This is a genomic window from Rhodococcus sp. Z13_19A, from assembly GCF_058133575.1.
Window position 1 is genome coordinate 242,011 of record NZ_JBYUNN010000003.1, and the last position, 24,732, is coordinate 266,742.

Annotated in this window: 20 protein-coding genes; 13 read left to right on the forward strand and 7 right to left on the reverse strand. The window is 72.7% G+C overall.

The annotated features are described in order from the left end of the window. Positions 1–24: 24 nt before the first annotated feature. Positions 25–1,176, reverse strand: a complete 1,152-nt coding sequence (locus AC3YNX_RS12255) for a lycopene cyclase family protein (RefSeq protein ID WP_489995628.1) — start codon at positions 1,174–1,176, stop codon at positions 25–27. A gap of 2 nt (positions 1,177–1,178) precedes the next feature. Beyond that, on the reverse strand, positions 1,179–1,970 hold the full coding sequence (locus AC3YNX_RS12260; protein ID WP_127783098.1) for an SDR family oxidoreductase: 792 nt from the start codon (positions 1,968–1,970) through the stop codon (positions 1,179–1,181). A 115-nt stretch (positions 1,971–2,085) separates the two neighbouring features. On the opposite strand from AC3YNX_RS12260, the gene AC3YNX_RS12265 reads away from it, so the two are divergent. The 3 genes from AC3YNX_RS12265 (at position 2,086) to AC3YNX_RS12275 (ending at position 6,045) form a co-directional block, all read left to right on the forward strand. Further along, complete coding sequence (locus AC3YNX_RS12265; RefSeq protein WP_489995629.1) at positions 2,086–3,717, forward strand: ABC-F family ATP-binding cassette domain-containing protein; 1,632 nt, start codon at positions 2,086–2,088, stop codon at positions 3,715–3,717. A gap of 179 nt (positions 3,718–3,896) precedes the next feature. Then, positions 3,897–4,103 carry a helix-turn-helix domain-containing protein gene (locus AC3YNX_RS12270; RefSeq protein WP_206517981.1) on the forward strand — a complete coding sequence of 69 codons (207 nt, stop codon included), beginning with the start codon at positions 3,897–3,899 and terminating at the stop codon, positions 4,101–4,103. 88 nt (positions 4,104–4,191) lie between these two features. Continuing rightward, positions 4,192–6,045 carry an ABC transporter ATP-binding protein gene (locus tag AC3YNX_RS12275; RefSeq protein ID WP_489995630.1) on the forward strand — a complete coding sequence of 618 codons (1,854 nt, stop codon included), beginning with the start codon at positions 4,192–4,194 and terminating at the stop codon, positions 6,043–6,045. A 1-nt stretch (position 6,046) separates the two neighbouring features. Here AC3YNX_RS12275 and AC3YNX_RS12280 read toward each other — a convergent pair whose 3' ends face one another. Then, the gene (locus tag AC3YNX_RS12280; protein WP_127783094.1) at positions 6,047–6,613 is read right to left on the reverse strand and encodes a TetR/AcrR family transcriptional regulator; all 567 of its coding nucleotides are present in this window, start codon (positions 6,611–6,613) and stop codon (positions 6,047–6,049) included. 126 nt (positions 6,614–6,739) lie between these two features. Between AC3YNX_RS12280 and egtA the strand changes: the two genes are divergently transcribed. From egtA to egtD, 4 genes are read left to right on the forward strand one after another with little or no spacing between them, the layout of a single operon-like run. Continuing rightward, positions 6,740–7,972 (forward strand): ergothioneine biosynthesis glutamate--cysteine ligase EgtA, encoded by a 1,233-nt coding sequence (gene egtA / locus AC3YNX_RS12285; protein WP_489995631.1) that lies wholly within the window; start codon positions 6,740–6,742, stop codon positions 7,970–7,972. Beyond that, positions 7,969–9,309: an ergothioneine biosynthesis protein EgtB gene (gene egtB / locus AC3YNX_RS12290; protein WP_489995632.1), complete on the forward strand. Its 1,341-nt coding sequence runs from the start codon at positions 7,969–7,971 to the stop codon at positions 9,307–9,309. Before egtA ends, egtB begins: the two co-directional genes overlap by 4 nt. A gap of 8 nt (positions 9,310–9,317) precedes the next feature. Continuing rightward, positions 9,318–10,061, forward strand: a complete 744-nt coding sequence (gene egtC / locus AC3YNX_RS12295) for an ergothioneine biosynthesis protein EgtC (RefSeq protein ID WP_489995633.1) — start codon at positions 9,318–9,320, stop codon at positions 10,059–10,061. 16 nt (positions 10,062–10,077) lie between these two features. Continuing rightward, the gene (gene egtD, locus AC3YNX_RS12300) at positions 10,078–11,049 is read left to right on the forward strand and encodes an L-histidine N(alpha)-methyltransferase (protein ID WP_489995634.1); all 972 of its coding nucleotides are present in this window, start codon (positions 10,078–10,080) and stop codon (positions 11,047–11,049) included. Between the two features lie 94 nt (positions 11,050–11,143). Here the strand turns inward: egtD and AC3YNX_RS12305 are convergent, their stop codons facing one another. From AC3YNX_RS12305 to acnA, 3 genes are all read right to left on the reverse strand, one after another. Further along, the gene (locus tag AC3YNX_RS12305) at positions 11,144–11,644 is read right to left on the reverse strand and encodes an Rv0361 family membrane protein (protein WP_489983068.1); all 501 of its coding nucleotides are present in this window, start codon (positions 11,642–11,644) and stop codon (positions 11,144–11,146) included. Between the two features lie 95 nt (positions 11,645–11,739). Further along, complete coding sequence (locus AC3YNX_RS12310; protein WP_127783089.1) at positions 11,740–12,285, reverse strand: Rv0361 family membrane protein; 546 nt, start codon at positions 12,283–12,285, stop codon at positions 11,740–11,742. A gap of 199 nt (positions 12,286–12,484) precedes the next feature. After that, on the reverse strand, positions 12,485–15,280 hold the full coding sequence (gene acnA, locus AC3YNX_RS12315) for an aconitate hydratase AcnA (RefSeq protein ID WP_489995635.1): 2,796 nt from the start codon (positions 15,278–15,280) through the stop codon (positions 12,485–12,487). Between the two features lie 172 nt (positions 15,281–15,452). Between acnA and AC3YNX_RS12320 the strand changes: the two genes are divergently transcribed. Next, the gene (locus AC3YNX_RS12320) at positions 15,453–16,382 is read left to right on the forward strand and encodes an alpha/beta hydrolase (RefSeq protein ID WP_489995938.1); all 930 of its coding nucleotides are present in this window, start codon (positions 15,453–15,455) and stop codon (positions 16,380–16,382) included. Here the strand turns inward: AC3YNX_RS12320 and AC3YNX_RS12325 are convergent. Continuing rightward, on the reverse strand, positions 16,370–17,845 hold the full coding sequence (locus AC3YNX_RS12325) for a bifunctional phosphatase PAP2/diacylglycerol kinase family protein (RefSeq protein WP_489995636.1): 1,476 nt from the start codon (positions 17,843–17,845) through the stop codon (positions 16,370–16,372). The two genes, AC3YNX_RS12320 and AC3YNX_RS12325, sit on opposite strands and share 13 nt — an antisense overlap. 146 nt (positions 17,846–17,991) lie before the next feature. On the opposite strand from AC3YNX_RS12325, the gene AC3YNX_RS12330 reads away from it, so the two are divergent. The 5 genes from AC3YNX_RS12330 to AC3YNX_RS12350 all read left to right on the forward strand — a co-directional run bounded on the left by AC3YNX_RS12330 (position 17,992) and on the right by AC3YNX_RS12350 (position 24,714). Then, positions 17,992–19,533, forward strand: a complete 1,542-nt coding sequence (locus AC3YNX_RS12330; RefSeq protein WP_489995637.1) for a class I adenylate-forming enzyme family protein — start codon at positions 17,992–17,994, stop codon at positions 19,531–19,533. 330 nt (positions 19,534–19,863) lie between these two features. Beyond that, positions 19,864–21,453 carry an NlpC/P60 family protein gene (locus AC3YNX_RS12335; RefSeq protein WP_489995638.1) on the forward strand — a complete coding sequence of 530 codons (1,590 nt, stop codon included), beginning with the start codon at positions 19,864–19,866 and terminating at the stop codon, positions 21,451–21,453. 92 nt (positions 21,454–21,545) lie between these two features. After that, entirely contained in the window at positions 21,546–22,733 is a 1,188-nt protein-coding gene (locus AC3YNX_RS12340; RefSeq protein WP_489995639.1) for an AAA family ATPase, read from the forward strand. A gap of 50 nt (positions 22,734–22,783) precedes the next feature. Further along, a complete protein-coding gene (locus AC3YNX_RS12345) occupies positions 22,784–23,740 on the forward strand; it encodes a DUF58 domain-containing protein (RefSeq protein WP_489995939.1) in 957 nt (318 codons plus the stop codon). Continuing rightward, positions 23,737–24,714 (forward strand): VWA domain-containing protein, encoded by a 978-nt coding sequence (locus AC3YNX_RS12350; RefSeq protein ID WP_127783083.1) that lies wholly within the window; start codon positions 23,737–23,739, stop codon positions 24,712–24,714. Before AC3YNX_RS12345 ends, AC3YNX_RS12350 begins: the two co-directional genes overlap by 4 nt. Positions 24,715–24,732: the final 18 nt, after the last annotated feature.

Sequence of the window (24,732 nt, forward strand, 5' to 3'; positions counted from 1 at the left end):
AGGCCCTGTTGCTGCGGGGCGCCCTCATCCGAGGAGCGCCCCGCGCAGCAGGGCCTTGCGCATGGGCGGGGACAGGGCAGCAAGGGTGGCCCGCATGGCGGCGGCGGTGCCCGCCAGGTCCTCTCGCCCCGACAGGTACGCCTGCTGGTGGTGAGGCGGCAGGTCCAGGAAGGCCGCGAAGAACTCCGGCACCTGCGGCGGTGCCAGCGACAGCAGCGTGCGCAGCCCCCGCAGCCGCAGCGCGTGCACGGCCCGGGCCCGCGCCGGCCACACCAGCTGCTGCAGCTGGGGTGCCTCTGCCCCCGCGGCCAGGGCCTGGGCCAGCACCGTGCCCAGCCGCAGCGCGGCAGCCACGCTGTAGCCGCTGGCCGGGTGCACCAGGGGAGCGGCGGCACCCAGGCGCACCACGCCCGGCGGACGCCCGGCCCACTCGCGGGCGGGCAGCGGGGTGTCCAGCGCGAAGCGCACCCGCTCGACCGGCTCGGCGCCGGTCAGCCGCACCCCGCGGGCGGCCAGCCGCGCCCGCAGGCGCCGGGCCAGCTCGTCCATGCCCAGGCCGGGCCGCGCCGCCAGCGAGGTCTCCTCCAGCAGCACCCGCCCGCCGCCGACCGGCACCGCGTACAGGAAGGTGGGGTGCGTGCCGGGGTCCGCGCCGTGGTCGGTGCGCCAGTCCATGAACAGCGCGTCCAGCCCGCCGGTGGCGGCCTCGGCAACGGCGGCGTCCACCACCACCCCGTAAGCGGTCTGCTGCGTGCGTCCGGCTGCCGGAGCGCCACGGGCGTCCAGCACCACCCGGGCGTGCAGGGCGGTGCCGTCGGTGAGCGCCCGCGCGTCCGGGCGTGCGGCTCCCTGGTGCACCCGGACGCCGGTCAGGTGCAACGACTGCTGCAGGCCGGGGCTGTCGAGCACCGTGTACGCCCGGTGCAGGTGGTGCGCCCGGGTGCTCCACGCGGTGGGCCGGGCGATGGTCGCCACCCGGGGCACCGGGGAGACCAGCTCGTCGGCCCACGCGCCGTAGGTGCTGGACCAGGGTGCGTCCGGGTGCGGGTCCACCGCGGCGACATCCAGGCCGGCCGCGGCACACGCGCTGGCCACCGCCCGCCCCGCCGGACCGAGGCCGAGCACCAGCACGTCAGCAGTGATCGCCGCGGTGCCAGCCTCGGTGGGGGGCGTCACGATCAGCCGGTGGCCAGCGAGCCGCCGTCCACGCGGATGGTGTCGCCGGTGATCCAGGACGCAGCGTCGGAGACCAGGAAGCCGACCAGCTTGGCCACGTCCTCGGGCTCACCCAGTCGCTTCATCGGGTAGCCGGACGCTGCTTCCTCCTCGCCGGCGGCGTAGAGCGCCTCGGCGAACTTGGTCTTGACCACGGCCGGGGCAACGGCGTTGACGCGGATCGACGGGCCCAGCTGCCAGGCCAGCTCCTCGGTGAGGCGGATCAGGGCCGCCTTGGAGGCGCCGTAGGCGGAGATCACCCCAGAGGAGCGAATACCGGCGACGCTGGCGATGTTGACCACGTTGCCGCCGTGCTCACCCATCCACGCCTTGTAGGCCTCCTGCACGAAGCCGAGCGCGGCCACCACGTTGACGTCGAAGATCTTGCGGACGCCGTCGAGGTCGGCGTCCATCAGCGCGCCGAACACGGGGTTGATGCCAGTGTTGTTCACCAGGATGTCCAGCGACCCGAAGGTCTCCACGGTGCGGGCCACCGCCTCCGCACGGGAGTCGGCGCTGCCGGCGTTGCCGGCCACGGTGAGCACGCGCGGGCCCAGGTCCACCGCGGGGCTGCCGCCCTCCACCAGCTGCTTGCCGGCCACCTCGAGCTGGTCGGCCTTGCGCGCGGTGATGGTGACGTTGGCGCCACGGGAGAGCAGCTCGGCGGCGATGCCGAGGCCGATGCCGCGGCTGGCCCCGGTGATGAGCGCGGTGCGCCCGGCGAGGTCCTGGGGCGGGAGAGAGGCAGTGGTCATGCTGCCTGACGCTACCGATTGCAGTGGGAACCACCACAACGACGCTGCGTAGGCGGGGGAGGAGCCGTCGCGCCCGTAGACTTGAAGGCTGTCGTCTGTTCACTGGGAGCCTTAGTTGATCACCGCAACCGATCTTGAGATTCGCGCTGGTGCGCGGACACTGCTGTCCGTGCCTGGTTCGGGGTTGCGCATCCAGCCCGGCGACCGCATCGGCCTGGTCGGCCGCAACGGTGCGGGCAAGACCACCACCATGCGGGTGCTGGCCGGCGAGGGCGAGCCCTACGCGGGCACCGTGGTCCGGTCCGGGGAGATGGGCTACCTGCCCCAGGACCCCCGCGAGGGTGACCTGTCGATCACCGCCAAGGACCGGGTGCTCTCCGCCCGCGGGCTGGACCAGCTGCTGCGCGACCTGGAGAAGCAGCAGGCCACCATGGCCGAGCTGGTGGACGGCAAGCAGCTCGACGCTGCCGTGCGTCGCTACGGCGTGCTGGAGGACAGCTTCTCCTCCCGCGGGGGCTATGCCGCGGAGAGCGAGGCCGCGCGGATCTGCGCCAACCTCGGCCTGGCCGACCGCATCCTGGTCCAGCCGCTGAGCACCCTCTCCGGTGGTCAGCGCCGCCGGGTCGAGCTGGCCCGCATCCTCTTCGCCGCCTCCGACGGCAGCGGCGGGCGCTCGGGCACCACGCTGCTGCTGGACGAGCCCACCAACCACCTCGACGCCGACTCCATCACCTGGCTGCGCGGCTTCCTGCAGCAGCACGAGGGTGGGCTCGTGGTGATCAGCCACGACGTGGAGCTGCTCGCCGACGTCGTCAACCGGGTCTGGTTCCTGGACGCGGTGCGCAGCGAGGTCGACATCTACAACATGACGTGGAAGCGCTACCTCGACGCGCGCGCCACCGACGAGCAGCGCCGCCGCCGCGAGCGCGCCAACGCCGAGAAGAAGGCCGGCGCGCTGCGCGTGCAGGCCGCCAAGATGGGGGCCAAGGCCACCAAGGCCGTCGCCGCGCAGAACATGGCCAAGCGCGCCGACAAGCTCCTCGCGGGTCTGGACGACGTGCGGGTGAGCGACAAGGTGGCCAAGATCCGCTTCCCCGAGCCCGCCCCGTGCGGCAAGACGCCCCTGATGGCCAAGAACCTGACCAAGGTCTACGGCTCGCTGGAGATCTTCACCGGCGTGGACCTGGCCATCGACAAGGGCAGCCGAGTGGTGGTGCTGGGCTTCAACGGCGCAGGCAAGACCACCCTGCTGCGCATGCTGGCCGGCACGGAGACTCCCGACGCCGGCGAGATCGAGCCGGGCCACGGCCTCAAGCTGGGCTACTTCGCCCAGGAGCACGAGACGCTCGACCACGAAGCCACGGTGTGGGAGAACATCCGCCACGCCGCGCCGGACACCGACGCGACCTCGCTGCGCAGCCTGCTCGGCGCCTTCCTGTTCAGCGGCGACCAGCTGGAGCAGCCGGCCGGCACGCTCTCCGGTGGTGAGAAGACCCGCCTGGCGCTGGCCGGGCTGGTGTCCTCGGCGGCCAACGTGCTGCTGCTGGACGAGCCCACCAACAACCTCGACCCGATCTCCCGCGAGCAGGTGCTCGACGCCCTGCGCAGCTACACCGGTGCCGTGGTGCTGGTCACCCACGACCCGGGTGCCGTGGAGGCGCTGGAGCCGGAGCGGGTCATCCTGCTGCCGGACGGCTCCGAGGACCACTGGTCACAGGAGTACCTGGAGCTCGTGCAGCTCGCCTGACGCGCGTCTCGGCCTGCACCGCCCGTCGGGCACGACTCTGGCCTGCTTGCGCTGTCGCGGCTCGAACTTGTCCCGCCGGGAAGAAGATCGAACCGGTGCCGAGATGTGGTGCGAACAACCTCCAGAGCCGCCGAGAGCGGCCCACACAGAGGTGACACAGCACCAGACGGAGGCACGTGATGGAGATGGCCAAGGGTGTGCGGATCGCGGGCGAGCACCGGGCTCAGCTGGCGAGCGACTTCAAGAGCCGCTACGAGGAGGGCGCCAGCATCCGTACCATCGCGGAGAGCTCGGGCCGCTCCTACGGCTTTGTGCACCAGGTGCTCAACGAGGCTGAGGTCGCACTGCGCGGGCGAGGGCGCGCCGCGCGCCGCGTGACCACCTGAGACCGGCGGGCACGGCCCGCGCAGGCGCGAGGAGACCTGTCGGCCCGAGCGGGCACACTGGCTGGTTGTGGAGAACAGCTGGAGCTTGATGCGTGGCGCGATGCAGGCCGCCGAACCCCGCAAGAAGGTGGAGCGGGCCACGGTCCGGCGGGTGTGGGACTTCGCCAAGCCGCACCGGCGGGCCATGTCCTGGCTGCTGGTGGTGACGGTGGCCTCGGCGATCATCGCCGTGCTCACGCCGCTGCTGGCCGGGCGGGTGGTCAACGTCATCGTCGGGCGCGAGGGCCTGACCACCATCGTGGTGATCGCCATCGTGATCGCGGTGCTGGCCGTGGTCGACGCGGGGCTGAGCCTGGCCGAGCGCTGGCAGGCCTCCCGCATCGGTGAGGGCCTCATCCTGGACCTGCGCCGAGCGGTGTTCACCCACGTGCAGCGGATGCCGGTGGCGTTCTTCACCCGCACTCGCACCGGGGCGCTGGTCTCCCGGCTGAACAACGACGTGATCGGCGCCCAGCGGGCCTTCACCTCCACCCTGTCCGGCCTGGTCACCAACGTGGTGCAGCTGGTGCTCACGGTGGCCGTCATGCTCACCCTGTCCTGGCAGGTGACGCTGCTGGCCCTGCTGCTGCTGCCGGTGTTCGTCGTCCCCGCCCGGCGGATGGGGTCGAAGATGGCTGGGCTGCAGCGGGAGGCAGCCGACCTCAACGCCGGCATGACCAACCAGATGACGGAGCGCTTCTCCGCTCCCGGCGCCACCTTGGTCAAGCTCTTCGGCCGCCCGGACCGCGAGGCCGCCGAGTTCGGCGACCGGGCCGCGCGCGTGCGCGACATCGGGGTGCGCACGGCCATGGTCAGCCGGGTCTTCCTCACCTCGCTCACGCTGGTCTCCGCGCTGGCGCAGGCGCTGGTCTACGGCCTCGGCGGCTACCTGGCCTACACCGGCGCGATCAACGCCGGTGCGGTGGTCAGCCTGGCCCTGCTGCTCACCCGCCTCTACGGGCCGCTCACCGCGCTGGCCAACGCCCAGGTGGACGTGATGTCGGCGCTGGTCAGCTTCGAGCGGGTCTTCGAGGTGCTGGACCTGCCGCTGACCATCACCGAGTCGCCGAACGCCCGCGCGCTGCCCAGCGGACCGCTGTCGGTGGAGCTGCGCGACGTGCGCTTCTCCTACCCCCCGGCCAGCGCGGTGTCGCTGGCCTCGCTGGAGGACGTGGCGGTGCTCGACGCCCGCGGGGGCCAGGAGGTGCTGCACGGCATCTCCCTCCGCGCCGAGGCCGGGCAGCTGGTGGCCCTGGTGGGCTCCTCCGGTGCCGGCAAGTCCACCATTGCCTCGCTCATCGCCCGGCTCTACGACGTGGACTCCGGCGCGGTGCTCATCGGCGACCAGGACGTCCGCGACACCACCTTCGCCTCCCTGCGCGGCGCCATCGGCGTGGTCACCCAGGACGGCCACCTGTTCCACGACACGCTGGCCGCCAACCTGCGCTACGCCGACCCCGAGGCCACCGACGAGCAGCTGTGGCACGCCGTGCGCCGGGCCCGGCTGGAGCCGCTGGTGCGCGCGCTGCCCGACGGGCTGGGCACCGTGGTGGGCGAGCGCGGGTACCGGTTCTCCGGCGGCGAGCGCCAGCGGCTGACCATCGCCCGGCTGCTGCTGGCCCAGCCGCGGGTGGTGGTGCTGGACGAGGCCACCGCACACCTGGACTCCGAGTCCGAGCACGCCGTGCAGGCGGCTCTCACCGAGGCGCTGCACGGGCGCACCGCCATCGTCATCGCCCACCGGCTGAGCACCATCCGCAACGCCGACACCATCGCGGTGGTGGAGGACGGGCGGATCGTGGAGCACGGCAGCCACGACGTGCTGCTGGCCAGGGGCGGGCGCTACGCCGCGCTGTACGAGGGAAAGTTCTCCACCACCAGCGGCACCGAGATCGGCGGGTAGCTCACTGCGCCCGGCGCACCGACTCCTCGACCAGGTCCAGCACCGGCTCCAGGTTCTCCGCGGGCAGGCCCATGGCCAGGTGCGCCACCAACCCGTCCAGCACCAGCTCGAGGTAGGCCACCAGCACCGTGGAGTCCACGTCGCCGCGCACCTTGCCGGTGGCCCGCTGGCGGTCCAGGCGGGCCCGGGTGGCGGCGGTGATCTCCGCCGAGCGCTCGGCCCACCCCGCGCGGAACTCCGCGTCGGTGCGCATCCGGCGGGCCACCTCCAGCCGGGTGCCCAGCCAGTCCCGCTGCTCGGGGTGGGCCAGCAGGTCCCGCATCACCTGCACCAGGCCCTGCTCGGCCACCACGTCGGCCATCCGCTCGGCCTCCTCCAGCGCCAGGGCCAGGAAGAGCGCGTCCTTGTCGCGGAAGTGGTGGAAGATCGCGCCGCGGGACAGCCCCGTCGCGTCCTCCATCCGCCGCACGGTCGCTCCCTCGTAGCCGTAGCGGGCGAAGCACAGCCGCGCGCCGTCCAGGATCTGGCGCCGGCGGGCCTGGAGGTGATCGGAGCTGACCTTGGGCACGACACTGAGCATAGGCACCCAAGCCGTACGTACTGCTCGTTGCACGGCCCCGCCAGGGGCACACAGCCTCGCGACTGTCGGACGGGCTGTGTAGCGTCGGTGTGCGTCGGTACCGACGCAGGAGGTGTGCTCGTGACTGAGGTGGCGACCGAGTCCGCGCCCGTGCTGCGCGGACGCACCGACGCTGAGGCACACGTCGGCGTGGTCTGCTTCAAGCAGGGCCCGCCCACGTTGCTCGGCGCCGAGCTCGAGTGGCTGCTCGCCCACGCCGACCATCCGGAGGCGGCCCCCGCGGTCGCCACCGTCGCCACTGCGCTCGGTGACCACGCGCCGAGCAGCCTCCGCCCCGGTTCACCCGCCCGGCCACTGCCCGGCGGCAGCATCGTCACCGTCGAGCCCGGGGGACAGGTCGAGCTCTCCTCAGCTCCCTATCCCGACGCTCAGTCCCTCTGCTCAGCCCTCCGCTCCGACGTCGAGCACCTCCGCGGCCTGCTCGGCTCGGCAGCGATCGTGCTGCAGCCCGGCGCAGCGCAGGAGCACCGCCTCCCGGAGCGCCAGCTGTTCTCCCCGCGCTACTGCGCCATGGAGGAGCTCTTCGACCGCGTCGGGCCGTTCGGGCGGCTGATGATGTGCAGCACCGCGGCGGTGCAGGTCAGCGTGGACGCCGGCGAGGGCGCGGAGATGGCCGCGCGCTGGGCCATGCTGCACGAGGTGGGCCCAGCCCTGGTGGCCGCGTTCGCCTGCTCGCCGCGGCTGTGCGGGGCCCCGGACGGCGACTGGGCCTCTCAGCGGATGCGCACCTGGCTGGAGCTGGACCCCCAGCGCACGGTGGGCCCGCCCACCGACACCACCGACCCGGTGTCGGCCTACGTCCGGTGGGCCCTGGACGTGCCGCTGCTGTGCGTGCAGGACGCGACCCAGCAGCGCTGGACAGCGCCTCCGGGGGTCACCTTCGCCGACTGGGTGGACGGTCGGACCAGCATCGGGCGGGCGCCCACCACCGTCGACCTCGACCTGCACCTGAGCACGCTGTTTCCCCCGGTGCGGGCCAAGGGCCACTTCGAGGTGCGCTACCTCGACGCGCAGCCGGGTGACGCCTGGCAGGTTCCGGTGGCGCTGATCGACGGTCTGCTCGGCGACGCCGCCACCGTGGACACCGCGCGCGACCTGGCCGCGGCCACCGCCGGTCGCTGGCGCGACGCGGCCCAGCACGGCCGGTCCGACACCGAGCTGCGCCGGGCGGCGACCGCGCTGCTGGAGCTGGGCGCACAGCACGTCTCCGACCCGTCCCTGGCCCGCCGGGTCGCCGCGGCGACCGAGCGAGCACCCGCCGACTGTCTGGAGCAGGTCCGACGATGACCACCGCACACCCCACGAGCGCCTTGTCCGACGAGGCGCTGCGTGCCCACGTGGCCAGCACCCTGCAGCGCAGCCGTGACCGCACAACCGGCCTCACGGCGGGGGACGAGGGCGACCTCACCGCCCAGCACTCCCCGCTGATGAGCCCGCTGGTGTGGGACCTGGCGCACATCGGCAACCAGGAGGAGCTCTGGCTGGTGCGCGACGTCGGTGGGCGCGAGCCGGTGCGCCAGGACATCGACGAGCTCTACGACGCGTTCAAGCACTCCCGGGCCAGCCGCCCGTCGCTGCCGCTGCTCACCCCGGCCGAGGCCCGCGGCTACGTGGGCACGGTGCGCGCCAAGGTGCTCGACGTGCTCGACCGCACCACGTTCGGCGGGCACCCGCTGCGCGAGGGCGGCTTCGCCTTCGGGATGGTCGCCCAGCACGAGCAGCAGCACGCCGAGACCATGCTGGCCACCCACCAGCTGCGCCTGGGTGCCCCGGTGCTCAGCGCCCCACCTCCGCCTGCTGCCGCCGCTGTCCTGCCCCCCGGGGAGGCGGTGGTGCCCGCCGGCACCTTCACCATGGGCACTGCCACCGAGCCGTGGGCGCTGGACAACGAGCGCACCCCGCACCCGGTGCACCTGCCCGCCTTCGCCATCGACACCACCCCGGTCACCAACGGCCAGTACCAGCAGTTCCTCGCCGACGGCGGCTACGACCGCCCCGAGCTGTGGAGCGCACGCGGCTGGGAGCACCGGGTGCAGGCCGGGCTCACCGCCCCGCAGTTCTGGGAGCGCGGTGCCGACGGCAGCTGGTGGCGCCGGCGCTTCGGCGTGCACGAGCCGGTCCCGATCCAGGAGCCGGTGGTGCACGTGTGCTTCTTCGAGGCACAGGCCTACGCCAGCTGGGCGGGCAAGCGGCTGCCCACGGAGGCGGAGTGGGAGAAGGCGGCCCGCTTCGACCCGGCCACCGGGCGCACCCGCCGCTACCCCTGGGGCGACGCCGCGCCCACCGCCGAGCACGCCAACCTCGGTCAGCGGCACCTGCAGCCGGCCCCGGTCGGCGCCTACCCGGCGGGCGCCTCCCCGCTGGGCGTGCAGCAGCTCATCGGCGACGTGTGGGAGTGGTGCAGCTCCGGCTTCGACCCCTACCCGGGCTTCGCCGTGTTCCCCTACGCCGAGTACTCGCAGGTGTTCTTCGGCGGTGACTACCGCATCCTGCGCGGTGGCTCCTTCGGGACCGACGAGGTGGTGGCCCGCAGCACGTTCCGCAACTGGGACCACCCGATCCGCCGGCAGATCTTCGCCGGCTTCCGCTGCGCGCGCGACCTCACCGCCGACGAGCTCGGCTGACCCCGGCGATGTGCCGACACCTCGGGTACCTGGGACCGGCCTGCGCGGTGGGAGAGCTGCTCACCCACGGACCGCACTCCCTGCAGACGCAGTCCTTCGCCCCGCGGGACATGCGCGGCGGCGGCACCCTCAACGCCGACGGCTACGGCGCCGCCTGGTGGGCAGAGGCAGGTGCGGCCCGCTACCGCAGCGCCGCCCCGATGTGGACCGACAGCGCCGGCCTGCAGACGCTGTCCGCCGTGCGCTCCACGGCGGTGCTCGCCGCCGTCCGCTCCGCCACCGTGGGCATGCCGGTGGTGGCCACCGCGGCCGCCCCGTTCACCGACGGGCACTGGGCGTTCAGCCACAACGGTGTGGTGCGGGGCTGGCCGCGCAGCATGGCCCCGCTGGCGCAGACGCTGCCGGTCACCGACCTGCTCACCCTGGACGCCCCCACCGACTCGGCGCTGCTGTGGGCGGCGCTGCGCCACCGGCTGGCGCACGCCGACGCCGCCGACGCGGTGGCCGGGCTGGTGCTGGAGGTGGCCGCGGCAGCGCCGGGCTCCCGGCTGAACCTGCTGCTGGGTGACGGCGAGCAGCTGGTGGCCACCACCTGGGAGCACGCGCTGTCCTACCGGGTGGCCGACGACGCCGTGGTGCTGGCCTCCGAGCCCTGGGACGACGACCCGGCGTGGCAGTCGGTTCCGGACCGCTCCCTGGTGCGTGCCAAGGCCGGCTCGGTCACCGTGACACCCCTGATGCCCGCAACGTGACCACCCTGGAGGACCCATGACGGCTCCGCACCTGGACGTGCACCTCTCACCCGACGCCGCGGAGCAGGCCCTGCGCCGCGACGCCCTCGTGGGGCTCACCGCGGAGCCCAAGTGGCTGCCGCCCAAGTGGTTCTACGACGACCGCGGCAGCGAGCTGTTCGAGGAGATCACCGCGCTGCCGGAGTACTACCCCACCCGCACCGAGCGCGCCCTGCTCGCCGAGCACGCCGGGGCGGTCGCCGCCGCCACCGGGGCCGACACGCTGGTGGAGCTGGGGTCGGGCTCGTCGGAGAAGACCCGGCTGCTGCTGGACGCCATGCAGGAGCAGGGCACGCTGCGCCGCTACGTGCCCCAGGACGTCTCTCGCTCGGCGCTGGCGGCCGCGGCGGCCGAGGTGGCCGCGGAGTACCCCGGCGTGCAGGTGCAGGGGGTGGTGGGGGACTTCACCGCCGACCTGGAGGCGCTGCCGCGCGGCAACCGGCGGATGATCGCCTTCCTCGGCGGGACGCTGGGCAACCTGGTGCCGGCCGAGCGCACCGCCTTCCTGGCCGCGGTGCGTGCCGCCCTGGTCGACGGGGAGCACCTGCTGCTCGGGGTGGGGCTGGTGACCGACCCCCAGGTGCTGGTGCCGGCCTACGACGACGCGGCGGGGGTGACGGCGGAGTTCAACCGCAACGTGCTGCACGTGCTCAACCGCGAGCTCGGTGCGAACTTCGACGTGGACGCCTTCGAGCACGTGGCGGTGTGGGACGCCGAGCAGGAGTGGATCGAGATGCGGCTGCAGGCCACCCGCGCCATGCGGGTGCACGTGGCCGAGCTGGACCTGGACGTGAGCTTCGCCGCGGGGGAGCAGCTGCGCACCGAGGTCTCGGCCAAGTTCCGCCTCGAGGGCGTCCAGGCCGAGCTGGCGGCGGTGGGTCTGGAGGCGGCGGGCACGTGGACCGACCCTGACCAGCGCTTCGCCCTGCTGCTGGCCCGCGCGACCTGAGAACCGGCGCGACCTGGCAGCCGGCGCGACCAGGAGACCGACCCGGCCGGTGCACCCGTGGCGGGTGCACCGGCCGCTGCCAGGAAACAGGGGGTCAGGACTGCAGGCCGCAGACCTTCCAGGCGTCGCCCTGCTTGACCACGGTGAGCGAGAAGGTCATGGTGTCCGACCGCTGCTCGCCCTGGTGGCTCATCGACACGTCGGCGGAGTAGCCGATCTCGCGCTCGGTGTCGCTCTTCTCCACGTCGTCGACGAACTTCGCGTCGAACTTGTCCAGCGTGTAGTCCTCGGGCAGCTTGGCGCCGTCCTCACCGGCGAGGGTGTCGGCGTTCTCCGCGCAGGACATGTCCCGAACCAGGTCGAGGTTCTGCGTCTGCACGCCCCGCATGAAGGTGTCGGCCACCTCCCGCGGTGAGGCCTCGGCTCCGTCGGAGCTGGTGAGGGTGACGAACAGCAGCGCAGCCACCGCGATGAGCACCACGACGCCGCCGAGGATCCCGGCCACCACCCCCTTGCGCGGACCGGCGGGCCCCGGCGGGGCCTGGTGGGGAACTGCTCCGGGGCCGCTGTCTCCGCGGTCCTGTGGGTGGCTCATGGAGTCCTCTCCTGGTGGGCGAACGGACGGCCGGGGGCGGCACGTCCGCAGCCAGGCTAGGGCAGGTGCCTGGGCGCGTCCTGTGAGCCCCGGGGTCAGGACTTCAGGGCGCACACCTTCCAGGCGTCGGCTTCCTTGACCACGGAGAGCGTGAAGGGCACGGTGCTGGAGCGCTGCTCACCCTGGTAGGTCAGCGCGATCTCCGCCGTGTAGCTCAGCTCGTGCTCGGTCGCGCTGGTCTCCTTCTCGCTGACGAAGCTGGTCGCGAACTTGTCGATCTTGTACTCGGCGGGCAGCTTGGCGCCCTGCTCGCCGGCCAGCTCGTCGCGGTTCTTCTCGCACGCCACGCTGCGGACCTTGGGGATGTCCTGGGTGGCCACCCCGTCCATGAAGGCGTCGCCGACGGCACGGGGGCTCGCGGAGGGGCTCGCCGTGGCGCTCGGTGCGGCAGCCGCGCTGGCGGAGCTCTCGTCGTCGCCACCGAGGGTGACCACCAGCACGACCACCAGCGCGATCACCACCACCACTGCCGCAGCGATGCCCGCGAGCAGGCCGGTGCGCCGACGGGGCGCCTGGGGCGTCCCGGGGGCGGGGTAGGGCGTGCCACCGGGCTGGGGTGCGTGCTGCTGGGGGTAGGTCACGGGCGCTCCTTCGAGTACGGAAGACAGACGGGTGCCCGCACGCAACTGCTTGGCGGACAACGGAAAGCGTAGGCCAGGGTGCGGAGTCCGCCGGGGCGGCAGCCCCCCCGACGCACAGCACCGCCCGCCGGGCGTGGACCCGGCGGGCGGTGCTGGTGGTGCGGGGGTCGGGCTCAGCTGGTGGCAGCCCGGGTGGTGCTCAGCTGCGGGCCATGGACCGCAGCACGTACTGCAGGATGCCGCCGTTGCGGTAGTACTCGGCCTCGCCCGGGGTGTCGATGCGCACGACCGCGTCGAACTCCACGGTGCCGCCGTCGGTCTTGGTGGCGGTCACCTTGACGGTGCGCGGGGTGCGACCCTCGTTCAGCTCAGTGATGCCGCTGATGTCGAAGGTCTCCGTGCCGTCCAGGCCCAGCGACTCGGCGTTCTCGCCCTCGGGGAACTGCAGCGGGACGACGCCCATGCCAATCAGGTTGGAGCGGTGGATGCGCTCGAAGCTCTCCACGATGACGGCCTTGACGCCCAGCAGCGCGGTGCCCTTGGCCGCCCAGTCGCGGGAGGAGCCGGAGCCGTACTCCTTGCCCGCCAGCACCACCAGGGGAGTGCCCTGCTCGGCGTAGTGCTGCGCGGCGTCGTAGATGAACGCCTGCTCGCCGTCGGCGGTGAAGTCGCGGGTGTAGCCGCCGCTGACGTCGTCCAGCAGCTGGTTGCGCAGCCGGATGTTGGCGAAGGTGCCGCGAATCATCACCTCGTGGTTGCCGCGGCGGGAGCCGAAGGAGTTGTAGTCCTTGCGCTCGATGCCGTGCTCGTCCAGGTACTGCGCCGCCGGGGTGCCCGGCTTGATGGCACCGGCGGGGGAGATGTGGTCGGTGGTGACCGAGTCGCCCAGCAGGGCCAGCACACGCGCGCCGGTGATGTCGCTGACCGGCTCCGGGTCCATCTGCATGCCGTCGAAGTATGGGGGCTTGCGGACGTAGGTGGACTCGGCGTCCCACTCGAAGGTCTGGCCCTCCGGGGTGGGCAGCGACGTCCAGCGGTGGTCACCGGCGAAGACGTCGGCGTAGTCCTTGGTGAACATCTCCTCGGTGATGGAGGCGTCCATGACCTCCTGGATCTCCTGCGAGGAGGGCCAGATGTCCTTGAGGAAGACGTCGTTGCCCTGGCTGTCCTGGCCCAGCGGCTCGGCGTCGAAGTCGAAGTCCATGGTGCCGGCCAGGGCGTAGGCGATGACCAGCGGCGGGGAGGCCAGGTAGTTCATCTTCACGTCGGGGTTGATGCGACCCTCGAAGTTGCGGTTGCCCGACAGCACGCTCACCACGGAGAGGTCGTGGTCGTTGACCGCCTTGGAGACCTCCTCGGGCAGCGGGCCCGAGTTGCCGATGCAGGTGGTGCAGCCGTAGCCGACCAGGTTGTAGCCCAGCTCGTTGAGGTAGGGCCAGAGCTCGGCCTTCTCGTAGTAGTCGGTGACGACCTTGGAACCGGGGGCCATGGAGGTCTTGACCCACGGCTTGGTGCGCAGGCCCTTGTCCACCGCGTTGCGGGCCAGCAGCGCCGCGCCCAGCATCACCGAGGGGTTGGAGGTGTTGGTGCAGGAGGTGATCGAGGCGATCACCACGGCGCCGTGGTCCAGCTCGGTCTCGGTGCCGTTGGACATGGTGACCGGCACCCGCTTGTGCGGACGCTCGTCAGACTCCGGGGCGTCGACCGGCTCCTGGCCGTTGGGCTGGGCGTCGCCGACGCGCGAGCCAGGGGCGTCGCTGCCCGGGAAGGACTCCAGCTCGTCCTCGCAGTTGTCCGGGATGACGTAGTCGGTGATGGTGCCGCGGAAGCTCTCCTTGCTCTCCGACAGCGCGATGCGGTCCTGCGGACGCTTCGGGCCGGCGATGGAGGGCACCACGGTGGACAGGTCCAGCTCGAGGTACTCGGAGAAGGTCGGCTCGCGGGACGGGTCGTGCCAGAGGCCCTGCTCCTTGGCGTAGGCCTCCACCAGGGCCAGCTGCTTGGCGCTGCGGCCGGTGAGCTTGAGGTAGCGGATGGTCTCGTCGTCGATCGGGAAGATCGCGGCCGTGGAGCCGAACTCCGGGCTCATGTTGCCGATGGTGGCGCGGTTGGCCAGCGGCACCGCGCCGACGCCCTCGCCGTAGAACTCCACGAACTTGCCGACCACGCCGTGCTTGCGCAGCTGCTGGGTGATGGTGAGCACCACGTCGGTGGCGGTGGCGCCGGCCGGGATCTCGCCGGTGAGCTTGAAGCCGACGACGCGGGGGATGAGCATGGAGACGGGCTGGCCGAGCATGGCCGCCTCGGCCTCGATGCCGCCGACGCCCCAGCCGAGCACGCCGAGGCCGTTGACCATGGTGGTGTGGGAGTCGGTGCCCACGCAGGTGTCGGGGTAGGCGACGCCGTCACGGTCGAACACCACGCGGGCGAGGTGCTCGATGTTGACCTGGTGCACGATGCCGGTGCCCGGGGGGACCACCTTGAAGTCGTTGAACGCACCCTGGCCCCAGCGCAGGAACTGGTAGCGCTCGCCGTTGCGCTGGTACTCGAAGTCCACGTTGCGCTCGAAGGCGTCGGGGGTGCCGAAGACGTCGGTGATGACGGAGTGGTCGATGACCAGCTCGGCCGGCGCCAGCGGGTTCACCTTGTCCGGGTCGCCGCCCAGGTCGGTGAAGGCCTCGCGCATGGTGGCCAGGTCGACGATGCACGGCACGCCGGTGAAGTCCTGCATGATCACGCGGGCCGGGGTGAACTGGATCTCGGTGTTCGGCTCCGCCGACGGGTCCCACTCGGCGAGCGCCGTGACGTGGTCCTCGGTGATGTTGCTGCCGTCCTCCGTGCGCAGGAGGTTCTCGGCCAGGATCTTCAGGCTGTAGGGCAGCTTCTCCGTGCCGGGCACCGCGGAGAGCCGGTAGATCTCGTAGGAGTCGTCACCGACCTCCAGTGTTCCTCGCGCCCCAAAGGAGTCCTTGCTGCTGCTCACGTTCTGCTCCACTCGTCGATGAGTTCTTCCTCGCTGCCGCTGGGCGCGTCGATCTGCGCCGCGACAGTCCTGCCCTGATTGTTGCCCACCCGGATTCTGGCCTACTTGGCGCCCTTCCGCCCGGCGTCAACCTTCACAGTACGCGCGTCCTGTTTGTTGCGGGGTAACGTCGCCCGGCATGTCGATGGACCCCCAGCTGGCCGAGATCTTCGCCGCCCTGACCCTGCCCGAGATCGGTGGCGACGGCGCCGACCCGAGGCGCCTGCGGGAGATGATGGAGCAGGTCAGCGCCATGGTGCCGGTGAGCATCGAGGTGGACCACGTCGAGGACACCGACGCCGACGGCGTGCCGGTGCGGGTCTACCGGCCAGCGGCGGAGCACCCGCTGCCGGTGGTGCTGTTCCTGCACGGCGGGGGCTTCGTGCTGGGCAGCGTGCGCACCCACGACGCGCTGGCCCGCCGGATCGTGCGCGACTGCGGGGCCGTGGTGGTGTCGGTGGACTACCGCCTGGCCCCTGAGCACCCCTTCCCCGCCGCGGTGGAGGACTGCTGGACGGCCCTGCAGTGGGCGGCCGCGCACGCCGCCGAGCTCGGCGGGGACCCCGAGCGGCTGGCCGTGGCCGGGGACAGCGCCGGCGGCAACCTGGCGGCGGTGCTCACCCACCTGGCCCGTGACAGCGGCGGGCCCGCGCTGGCGTTCCAGCTGCTGCTCTACCCGGTCACCAGCGGGCACCAGGACTGGCCCAGCATGATCGAGAACGCCGAGGCGCCGCTGCTCAACCGCAAGGCCATCGCGTACTTCGCTGCCCAGTACGCCGGGGCGGCGGGCGAGGTCTCGGTGCGCTCGGCGCCGGCCACTGCGGAGAGCTTCGCCGGGCTGCCGCCGGCCTTCGTGGCCACCGCCGGGCACGACCCGTTGCGCGACGACGGCGAGGCCTACGGCGAGCTGCTGCGTCGCGACGGAGTGCCGGTGACGGTGCGGCGCTTCGAGCCGCTGGTGCACGGCTTCGCGTCGCTGGACGGTGTCACCCCGTCCACCACCGCCGCCGTGGACGAGTGCCTGGCCGCGCTGCGCGCCGGGCTGCACCCGGGCGAGCCCGCTCAGGCGCGGTAGAGCACCAGCGACTGCGGCCGGCTGCGGAAGGTGAACGTGCGTCCGTGCCCGGCCACCTCGCCGTCGGTGGCCAGCGACGTCGGCGGGCCCAGCACCTGGACGCGGAGCTGCTCGACGTTGCTGTGGACGTAGGTGGGGCTGCCCGCCAGCGTCCCGGTGGCCGCCGCCAGCAGCAGCCGGGTCCGGGAGGCGTAGGTGTCGGCCCGCAGGTAGCGCACGTCCAGGGTGGCGGAGCTGAGGGTGGGCCGCGACATGGGCACCTGGTCGGTGGGGGCGTAGCGGCCGTTGCCCACGAAGAGCATCCACAGCGCGGCACGCCGCCCGTCCAGCTCCACCTCCAGCGGCGCGGCCCGCTGCAGCACCCGCACCATGGCCACCGCCGCGGCCGGCCACTTGCCGATCCGGTGCTCGAGCTGCTCGCGCAGCTGCACCGCGTCCGGGTAGCCGCCGATGCTGGCGGTGTTCACGAAGAGCCGACCGGGGCCGGCGTCCACGCACACCTCGGCGCTGTCCACCCGCTCCGCACGGCCCGCAGCGATCGCCGAGGCCGTCGCCGCCACGTCCACCGCGTCGACGTCGCGGGCGAAGTGGTTGAGGGTGCCACCGGGCAGCACCGCCATGGGCAGGCCGTTGGCCACCGCCACGCCGGCCACCGCCTGCACGGTGCCGTCCCCGCCGGAGACCGCCAGCGCGCGCACCCCGCCGGCGTCCACCGCCTCCTGCAGCTGCTCACCGGCGTCGCGGTCGGGGTCGGTCTCCAGCAGCCGCACCCGGGGCAGCAGCTCGACCAGCTCGGTGGCCGGGTCGTGGCCGTTGCCGGAGGCGGGGTTGGTCAGCACCAGCAGCCCCTCGCCGTCGGCCAGGGCGGGGGCCTGCACCCGGGCGCCCAGCACCGCCGGCTCCTCCGGCCGCACCGCCCACCAGCGTCGGGTCGCCAGCGCCACCGCTGCACCGACGCCAGCACCCACCAGCACGTCCGAGGGCCAGTGCACACCGACGTGCACCCGGGAGTAGGCGACCGCACCGGCCAGCGGCGCCAGCAGCGCACCGGACGCCGGCGACTCCAGGGCCACCGCGGTGACGAAGGCTGCGGCGGAGGCGGAGTGGCCGGAGGGGAACGACGAGGACGTCGGGGGGTGCACCAACCGGCGCAGCGCGGGCACGGTCTGGGCGGGCGGTCGCCGGCGGGGGAACACCGGCTTGAGCATCCCGTTGGCCACGGCGCTGGCGCCGGCCACCGCCAGCAGCCCCCGCACCGCCCCGCGGCGGGGGCGACCGCCGACGACGAGCATGCCCGCGGCAAGGCCGCACCACAGCACGCTGTGGTTGGCCGAGCGGCTCAGCCCGAGCAGGGTGCGGTCCATCGGCGAGGGACGCAGCCGGGCGCTGCGACCGATCAGGGCGTGGTCCGCGGTGGCCAGCTGGCTGGCGGTGCCCAGCACCCGACGTCGCAATCTGCTCATGGGAGGTGATCGTGCCTGGTCGGCCCGGGTTACCGGCAACGGCCTCGCCAACGTGCCGTCAGCGCGGTGGGGACCGAGCGGTCCCCGGTGGTGCAGGTCACTACGATGAGGCCGGTTCCTCATTCCCCGACCTGGAGGTCGCCCCCATGCGCGTTCCCTTGACCACACAGGACTTTCTCGAGCGTGCCGAGGTGGTCTGGGCCAACCGCACGGCCGTCATCGACGAGCCCAACCAGCCGGCCGACCCGGTGCCCACCACCACCTACGGCGAGCTGGCTCGGCGGGTTCGCGCCTGGCAGGCCGGTCTGGACGCCCTCGGCGTGGCCGAGGGCGACCGGGTGGCGGTGGTGAGCCACAACTCCGCCCGCCTGCTCGAGCTGCTGTACGCCGTCACCGCCAGCGGCCGCGTCTGCGTGCCCATCAACTTTCGGCTCAGCCGCGACGAGATCGCCTACATCGTGGACAACAGCGGGGCGGACGTGCTGCTGCTGGACCCGGAGATCGCCGAGCCGCTGATGGACCTGCCGGTGCGCCACACCTTCGTCCTGGGCGCGCAGACCGAGCACGAGCTGATGCGCTTCGACGTGCAGCCGCGGCCGTGGTCGGCGCCCGACGAGGACGCCACCGCCACCATCAACTACACCTCCGGCACCACGGCGCGCCCCAAGGGCGTGCAGATCACCCACCGCAACATCTGGGTGAACTCCACGACGTTCGGCCTGCACACCCGCACCTGGGAGCGCGACACCTTCCTGCACACGCTGCCGATGTTCCACTGCAACGGCTGGGGGATGCCCTTCACCATGGCCGGCATGGGAGTGCCGCAGGTGGTGATCCGCAAGATCGACGGCGGGGAGATCCTGCGCCGCGTGCAGGAGCACGGCGTCACCCTGATGTGCGCCGCCCCCGCCGTCTACAGCGCGGTGCTCGACGCCGCGGCGGACTGGGACGGCGAGATCCCCGGTCGCGACCGCGTCCGCGTGGTCTGCGCCGGCGCCCCGCCGCCCAGCCGCACCATCGAGCGGATCATCGACGAGCTGGGCTGGGAGTTCCTGCAGATCTACGGCCTCACCGAGACCTCGCCGCTGACCACCTTCAACCGCACCCGGCCGGAGGACCTGCACCTGCCGGTGGCCGACCGGGCCAAGCGGCTCAGCCGAGCCGGCTCGCCCACGCTGGGCACCCGGTTCAGCATCTCCGACTCCGGCGAGGTGCTGGTGCGCTCCAACACCGTGCTGGCCGGGTACTGGGAGAACCCGGAGGAGTCGGCCAAGGCACTGGCCGACGGGTGGTTCCACACCGGAGACGGCGGGACGATCGACCCGGACGGCGGCGAGGTGATCATCTCCGACCGCAAGAAGGACGTGATCATCACCGGCGGGGAGAACGTGTCCTCCATCGAGGTGGAGGACACGCTGTTCAGCCACCCGTCGGTGGCCGAGGCTGCGGTCATCGGGGTGCCCAGCGAGAAGTGGGGCGAGACCATCAAGGCCCTGGTGGTGCTCGTCGACGGAGCGCAGGTCACCGAGGCCGACCTCATCGCGCACTGCAAGTCAAAGCTGGCCGGCTACAAGGCGCCCACCTCGATCGAGTTCCGCGAGGAGATCCCGCGCACCGCCACCGGCAAGATCCAGAAGTTCAAGCTGCGCAAGCAGTTCTGGGCCGACGGTGATCGCCAGGTGAACTAGCCCGCGCCGGCCCGCCCGACGCACGCACAGCTGCGCCGCCCCTCTCCGGGGGCGGCGCAGCCGTGCGTGTGGGCCTGAGTGGCTCAGGTCTGTGGTTGGTGTGACGATTGTTGAGGATGTGAACTGAGTAACCCCTGGCGCTGCTGGGGAAAAAGTGTCACAGTGTGACGACTTGTCACATGTTCACTGAATTCTGTGACGCGCAGTGATTTTGATCGGCGACGGCAGCGTTCGGGCGTCCAGGGTGCTCAGCAGTGCGCATGTGTGGCATGAGGGAGAAGTTTGGTGTCTGGCCTAGACAGTCACGCGCGGGGACCCGCGCCGAGACGCATGATCCGGGTGGTGCTCGGCGCCGCCGTGGTCACCGTGCTGACGGCCTCGCTCCCGCCGGCCGCGATGGCCGTGCCACCGCCCCCACCCAACCCCAGCGACACCCAGCTCACCGAGGCCACCAGTGCCGCCGACGGCCAGGCCGCCCAGGTCGGCCAGCTGATCAAGAACCTGACCACCGCACAGGCCGAGCTGGACCAGCTCGCCGTCAACGTGGGGGTCCAGCGCGAGCTGGCGAACAAGGCGAGGGTGGACCTCGAGGAGGCCCGCGCCGGCGCCGACGCCGCCGACCAGGCGGTGGTCAACGCCCAGCACCAGGTGCTGCTCTCCCAGGACTCCATCGAGAGCGCACGCCGCCAGGTCGACCAGCTCGCCGCCGGCAGCTACCAGCAGGGGAGCACGGTCGGCTCCTTCAGCGCCTACCTGGGCTCGGAGAGCCCGGAGGACGTGCTGGCCAGGGCACAGCTGCTCAACGCCGTGACCACCAGCCAGCTCGGCGTCATGGAGACCCTGCAGCGCGCTCGAGCGCAGAGCGCCAACGCCGAGTCGGCGGCCCGCGCCGCCAAGACCCAGGCGGACAGCGCCCGGGCCCAGGCCGACGCGGCCAAGGGCGCGGCCGACCAGGCCACCCAGAACGCGATGAGCGCGCAGCAGGCCCAGGCCGCGCAGACCGCCCAGCTGCAGGCCAACCGCGACCAGGCCCAGTACGCGCTGGACCAGGCCCGCACCGCGGTGTCCGGCCTGCAGGGCCAGCGCCAGGCCTTCGAGCAGTGGGACACCCAGCGCCGCGCCGAGGAGGCCGCCGCCGCCCAGCGTGCGGCCGAGGAGGCCGCGCGCCAGCGGGCCGCCGCCGAGGCCGCCGCGCAGGCCCAGGCCGCCGCCGACGCCGTGAACGCGCAGCAGGCGGCGGACGCCTCTGCGGCCCGGCAGCGGGCAGCAGCCCAGGCGGCCGCAGCCCAGACGGCCACCGTCCAGGCCGCCGCCCCCCGTCCCAGCGCCCCCCGCCCCAGCGCCCCGCAGGCCGTGCCCGCTCCAGCGCCGGTCGCCGCCCCGGTCGCCGCTCCGGTGTACGTCGCGCCGGCACCGGTGGCCGCACCCGTCTACGTGGCGCCGCCCAAGCCGGCGCCGGCGCCCGTGCGCACGCCGCCGCGCGGCAACGGTGGCTCCAGCACCGGATCGGTGCAGACGGTGATCAACCGGGCGATGTCGCAGCTGGGCGTGCCCTACTCCTGGGGTGGTGGCAACGCCTACGGCGCCACGGTCGGCATCCGGGACGGCGGCGTCGCCGACAGCTTCGGCGACTACGCCAAGGTGGGCTTCGACTGCTCCGGCCTGATGGTCTACGCCTTCGCCGGGGTGGGCATCTCGCTGCGGCACTACACCGGCTACCAGTACGAGTCAGGCACCAAGGTCCCGATCTCGCAGATGCGGCCGGGCGACATGATCTTCTGGGGCCCCTACGACATCCACCACGTCGCGCTGTACCTGGGCGACGGCAAGATGATCGAGGCCCCGCAGTCCGGGTCGTACGTGAAGATCTCCCCGGTGCGCTACGGCGGCATCATGCCCTACGCCGTTCGGATGCTCTGAGCCGTTCGGATGCACGGGCGGCCCGGACGCACGGGCGGGTCGGGTGCTCACAGTCCCCACACGGTGCAGACTGTTTGCTGTGCACCACACAGGTGTGCGCCGAAGACGGAGGAGCAGCGGTGAGCTCAGGGGCTCAGGATCACGGACAGCAAGCCCCGGCAGGCAACGCCGGGCCCCGCGGTGCGGTGCCGCAGGGCGGCGTGCCGACGGCGAGCAGCATGCAGCGTGACGCCCAGCTGCTGGAGCGCACCGTCTTCGAGGTCAAGCGAGTCATCGTCGGCCAGGACCGGATGGTCGAGCGGATGCTGGTGGGCCTGCTCGCCAAGGGCCACCTGCTGCTGGAGGGTGTGCCCGGGGTGGCCAAGACCCTCGCGGTGGAGACCCTCTGCACGGTGGTGGGCGGCCACTTCTCCCGCATCCAGTTCACCCCCGACCTGGTGCCCGCTGACCTCATCGGCACGCGCATCTACCGCCAGGGCCGCGAGGAGTTCGACGTGGAGCCCGGGCCGGTGGTGGCCAACTTCGTGCTCGCCGACGAGATCAACCGGGCCCCCGCCAAGGTGCAGTCGGCACTGCTGGAGGTGATGGCCGAGCACCAGGTCACCATCGGCGGCAAGACCTTCCCCATGCCCAAGCCCTTCCTGGTGCTGGCCACCCAGAACCCGATCGAGAACGAGGGTGTCTACCCGCTCCCGGAGGCCCAGCGCGACCGGTTCCTGTTCAAGATCCTGGTGGAGTACCCCTCCATCGAGGAGGAGCGCGAGGTCGTCTACCGGATGGGCGTGCGTGCCCCCGAGCCGCAGCAGGTGCTCACCCCGGACGAGCTGGTGCGGCTGCAGGACGTCGCTGCCCAGGTGTTCGTGCACCACGCCCTGGTCGACTACGTGGTCCGCGTCGTGGCCGCCACGCGCACCCCGGCCGACCTCGGGCTGACCGACGTCGCGGGCTGGATCGGCTACGGCGCATCACCCCGTGCCACGCTGGGCGCCATTGCGGCTGCCCGTGCGCTGGCCCTGGTGCGCGGCCGCGACTACGTGCTGCCCCAGGACGTGGTGGACGTGCTGCCCGACGTGCTCCGCCACCGTCTGGTGCTGTCCTACGACGCGCTGGCCGACGAGATCCCGGTGGAGCACGTCATCAACCGGGTGCTGCAGTCGGTGAGCCTGCCGCAGGTGAGCTCGCAGCCGGTGCCGCTGGTCACGCCGGGCGGCCCGCCCCCTGGTGGCCCGCAGGGACCGGTGCCGCAGCCCTTCCAGCCGATCGGCCCCCAGCAGCGGTGAGCGTCCTGCGCCGCGCAGCGTCCCTGTCCGGGGACGGCGCTGCTGCCCCGGTGGCCCCCCGCCCCGCCGACCGGCCTGCCTGGGCACCACCCTCGCTGGAGTCCGGCCACCTGGAGGACCCCAAGCTGGCGGCGGCGTTGCGCACCCTGGAGCTGACGGTGCGCCACCGGCTGGACGGGCTGCTGCAGGGCAACCACCTGGGGCTGGTGCCCGGTCCCGGCAGCGAGCCCGGCGAGGCCCGCACCTACCAGCCTGGCGACGACGTGCGGCGGATGGACTGGTCGGTGACCGCCCGCACCACCGAGCCGCACATCCGCCAGACCGTGGCCGACCGCGAGCTGGAGACCTGGGTGGTGTGCGACCTGTCGCCCAGCCTGGACTTCGGCACCGCCGCCTGCGAGAAGCGCGACCTGGCGGTGGCGGCGGTGTCCGCGATCGCCCACCTCACCAGCGGCGGCGGCAACCGCATCGGGGCGATCGTGGCCACCGGTGCACACACCACCCGCATCCCGCCCCGCGGTGGCTCGGCGGCGGCGCAGAGCATGCTGCGCTCCCTCGCCACCACCCCGCGCGCCCCGGACGGCACCCGCGGCGACCTGGGGGCGGCGCTGGAACTGCTGCGCCGCCCACCCAAGCGCCGCGGCCTGGCGGTGGTGGTCAGCGACTTCCTCGGTGACGTCACCTGGGAGCGCTCGCTGCGCGGGCTGGCCGCCCGGCACGACCTGCTGGCCGTGGAGGTGCTCGATCCCCGCGACCTGGAGCTGCCCGACGTGGGCCGGGTGGTGCTCAGCGACCCGGAGTCCGGGCGCGTCCGCGAGGTGAGCACCACGCCCCGGCTGCGCACGGACTTCGCCGCCGCCGCCGAGGCCCACCGCCAGGAGGTGGCGCGCACGCTGCGTCGGTGTGGCGCACCGCGGCTGACGCTGCGCACCGACTCCGACTGGATCGCCGACATCGTGCGCTTCGTCATCGGCCGCAAGCGCGGCTGGTCGGGTGGGCTGCGATGAGCCTCACCGGCTTCACCTCCCCGCTGTGGTTCCTGCTGCTGCTCGCGGTGGTGGTGCTGCTCGCCGGCTACCTGGTGGTGCAGCGGATGCGTCGGCGCAACACCATGCGCTTCACCAACCTGGCCCTGCTGGAGAAGGTGGCGCCCCGTCGGCAGGGCCTGGCCAGGCACGTCCCCACGGCCCTGTTCCTGGTGGCGCTGACCTGCCTCACCATCGCCCTGGCCGGGCCCACCTCCGAGCAGAAGGTGCCCCGCAACCGGGCCACCGTCATCCTGGCCGTGGACGTGTCGCTGTCCATGGAGTCCACCGACGTCGAGCCCTCCCGGCTGAAGGCGGCGCAGACCGCGGCCAAGCAGTTCGTGGACGGCCTCACCCCCGGGGTGAACCTGGGTGTGGTCGCGTTCGCCGGCACCGCCACCGTGCTGGTCTCGCCCACCGTCGACCGATCGGCGCCCAAGGCGGCCATCGACAACCTGAAGCTGGCCGAGCGGACCGCCACCGGCGAGGCGATCTTCACCTCGTTGCAGGCCATCGACACCATGGCTGCGGTGGTTCCGGGCGCCGAGCCGCCCCCGGCCCGCATCGTGCTGCTCTCCGACGGCGCGCAGACCGTCCCGGAGTTCACCGACGATCCCCGTGGCTCGTTCACCGCGGCGGGGGAGGCGGCGAAGAAGAAGATCCCGGTGTCCACCATCTCCTTCGGCACCCGCTACGGCACCGTGGACATCGAGGGTCGCCGCCAGCCGGTGCCGGTGGACGACGCCTCGATGCGCCAGATCGCCCGGCTGGCTGGCGGGGACTTCTACACCGCCTCCAGCCTGGCCGACCTCAACGCCGTCTACGACACCCTGGAGAAGCAGATCGGCTACGAGACGCTGCTGGGTGACGCCAGCCGGCCGTGGCTGATCCTGGGCACGGTGCTGGCGCTGCTCTCGGCGGGCACCGGCCTGGTGCTCACCCAGCGGCTGCCCTAGCCGCGGCCCGGTATCCTC